Genomic DNA, 3,474 nt, shown 5'->3' on the forward strand with positions numbered 1-3,474 from the left:
ATCCATCACCAGAGTGAGTGGCTGTGTCCCTTCAAACAGCTTGCCTGAACGCAGAGAGTGGCGACCATCCTCGGCAATGCTCAAGCGGGTCACCAGATTAGCCTGTGAGAGGTCATCGGGATGGGAGATAAGGGTGACATCCCGATGTTCATCGCCGGCCCGAGCCACTAAAAGCTGTCGAACCTCATCATCGCCGGCGACAAAACGAAAATCGAAGGAATGAGAGGCACCGGGGAGCAAGGAATCCGTTGAGGATACGGTTCTGTTTTTGTCAGGTGACGCAATCGGAGGTGGTGATATGGTTAGTTTGGAGGTCAACTGATTGCAGATTTCTACCTTCATACTTGATGATGACTCCAGCTTTGCTCTTTTATCTGGCACACCACCATCAGACACGGCGATATCAGACACGCCACTATTTAGAGTTAGAGCACGTTTGTTCATTGCCCCACCAATCGAACCATCCATAGTCGATCTCCTTCATGTCATCTCAAGGACTGTATTGAAATTGTTTAACCCTCTGACTTTCAGATTGGATGAAAGTTCCATTTGGATAGACACGCGTAACTATCAAAATGCGACGCCCTTATGGAATATTCATGAAGTGTGGTAAACAGAGAAAAAATTCTGCCTGGTTTTACATCAATGAGTCGTAAATCGAATTCAAATTCACGCTGTTTAAAAACTCTTCAGCAATTATTGTCAGCTCATTGGGTTTCAGCACCAGGGCATTACTGGCGTTGAGTGCCTGCCGTAAGTGGGTATCCCTGAGAGTCCTCTCAAGCCGGTGGGGGCTGATAATTTCATGCATCATGGCAAATAGCTCTTCTGGTGAGGATGGATCATGAGCGCCATAGTTGTCCACGTATCTCTCTATACTGATGGTGTCCGCCATAGAGGCATTGACCCAGCAATACGTTAAAGAACCAGATTTTGAGTGCGTCATTTCATACAGGTAATAACTGAAGGCCAGCTGAATCGCTAGTTTGTATTTGAATTTTAAATCATCCAAAAGCCTTTGATCCCACCATGACACATCACAGGCATTGAGTTTGATTTTTTCCGATAATTGCTTCAAGTCCGGGCTGCTCTCAACTTCTCGATCACACAGAACATTGATTTTTTTCCAAATGATGCCTTCCCAGAGAGGTCGCCCCAGAATAATCACCGGACGGTGGTTCTCCTTGCCAGAGTTCAATTTCGAAAACGCGGGTTGGTGCACCAGCATTCGTTCTACATTCGGAACTCCCTGGGGTTCGCCCGTCCAGGCGATCTGTAAGGATGAACGGGTAATCTTACCTTCCAGGAATGGCGAAAACCCTTCATGACAATGAGTCACGAACCAGGCTTCATCGTTTATATTTTGGTATTTTCTATAAACCAACCGCCATATCTGGCTATTTTTTTCTCTGGACAAGAACATCCGGTACCACTTTTTCAGAGAATGGGCGGCTTCTACCTTCAGTTCATCGACGTCTTCCAGGCGCACCAATATCTGATGCTGTTGATGAGCACCCACAATATGGCCTTTATAGATCGGCGGTGAATCCAGCCAACACGATTCCAGAGTTTTACGGGCAAATTGAATAACCGAAGGTCTGGTTAAGTCAATGTGCTTCAGTATATCCACAATTAGACGTAACCAGTGCGTAGGGCTTACTCCGCCCTGAACAATCATTTTTGAATGAAGAAACTTGAGTTTTCCTGTGACCTGATCTTCATCGCTGTTGGACAAGATTTGTCTTACTGCCTCTGGCAGAGGGTTATGAAGATGACTATCGTCGCAAACCAAAAAATCGATACATTCCTCCACGAAACAACTCAATGTTTTTGTCTCCAGCAACTCCAACATTGAGAAGCCCATGGAAAAACCGGTTAAATTTTTTTCCTTCCAAAGGTTCCTTACTATTTCGAAAGTACTTAGATTGGTTTTTGGTAATGCAGTGTTTGCCACAAAAGCGTTGTTCAGTTCCTTCAGGCTCATGCCACAGGCTTTAGCCAGAGTTTGCTGTTGTGCTAAATCAGCCCCTTTCAGGAGTTCCTTCAGGAGATGCAGAGTCTTCTTTGACTCACCGCTGGAAGCAGGGACCTTTCTTGTGGGCTGGAAAGCAGGTGTGATTTCTGTTGTCCCATCGGGCGCACCGTCCAAATCCACTGATTCCCAGGTTTGGCCTCTATCCACAGAATACTCAGCAAAGCAGTGGACACGACTGGAAATTTCCCGACATGAAATCCCAAAATAACGACAAAAAGCGATAAAAACAGGCACACGATGACGACAGCTGCCTTGTCGCCGTGTTACCAGGAAACGAAAGAAATTTTCTTTGGCTTCTGGTTCAGCGTCACCGGAAAACTGTTTGCAATACTCCGTGATTGCGTTAATTCGTTGCCTGGTGTCTTTAGTGTCATTGATTGTTCGCAAAAGCGCCTTCATTTCGGTTGGGTGTCGGTCAATATTTGTAAACAGCTCTTTCAGTACGTTTTTCATACCCTCTGTACACTGGGCGTCAAAAGGTATTGATCGTCCTGGCCGGACTTCTTTAGCACGTGCATTTCCCCCCGGTTTTCCGGGTTCTACGACATAAGTACATTGAATACTCTGGTGGGCTTTGGCCTGTGGAATAAACAGTGTGTAAAGCCCGGTATATCGGTCCCTGATCAGCTTGAACGGCAAACCGTGCTCTATGCGCAGAGCCACGATAGCGTCATGAGGCGTCAGGCTGGGCAATGGATATTCACCATTCTCTGATGACAGCTCAAGGCTCGCCAGCGTTTGATCTCCGGTTAACGCAATTTCCTGGCCGTACTCTGGTAACGGATCAGGTATGAGGGTTTCTATCCCCAGAAGGTGATGACTATCAAGATTGATCTTTTTGATATCACCCTCAACAGTCACATAAACATGTTTTGCCCGCCAGCGATACATCCTGGGAGAATGGTTCTGCGTATCAAAAATTTTATGAATTTCACCTTTTGGGATCTCCAGAGCCTCATAGTTCGTTGTTCGATCCAATGCCTCAGCCTCTTTCTCCAAAGCTTCTGGAATGCCTGGTTCGGGAGCGTCATCACTGCCAGCTGATGCTTCCTTAATAAAATCATTCATCAAATGGTTCGGCAGATCACTTATCTGATGCCAGAGTGCCGGACACAATTGAAACTCATTGGCGTTCCACGCCTCTAGCCGCCGATCAGTTTCCCGAAGATAAGGCTGGCAAGCCGGTGTTTTCAGCGTTTGTTCCTGCTCTTTCGTCAGGGGAAACACGCTATTAACGTCCACGCCCGTCTGGCTAAACCCATGATTAAACCAGCGTTGCTGCCAGTGTCGGTACAGTGACTGAGTGAGCATATCGTCTGACTGATCCGGCTTCAGGGAAAGACCGGATGCCTGCCACCTGGTCTGAGCTACCATCCTGATGATCTCCGTTCTGGCTTCTTCTTTACTCAGACGAGTCTTAATACAAATTTCATGGCGTT

At 46.8% G+C, this 3,474-nt stretch carries 2 protein-coding genes; both read right to left on the reverse strand.

Annotated elements, in window-relative coordinates; all coding sequences use genetic code 11:
- On the reverse strand, window positions 1-468 hold a 468-nt coding region (locus tag KDK19_RS08670), incomplete at its 3' end, for a hypothetical protein (RefSeq protein WP_257291746.1).
- A 169-nt stretch (window positions 469-637) separates the two neighbouring features.
- Window positions 638-3,474: transglutaminase domain-containing protein (locus KDK19_RS08675; protein WP_257291747.1), on the reverse strand; the 2,837-nt coding region annotated here is incomplete at its 5' end.

It is taken from the genome of Endozoicomonas sp. ONNA1, from assembly GCF_024606325.1.
In the GTDB taxonomy this organism is placed as follows: Bacteria; Pseudomonadota; Gammaproteobacteria; order Pseudomonadales; family Endozoicomonadaceae; genus Endozoicomonas_A.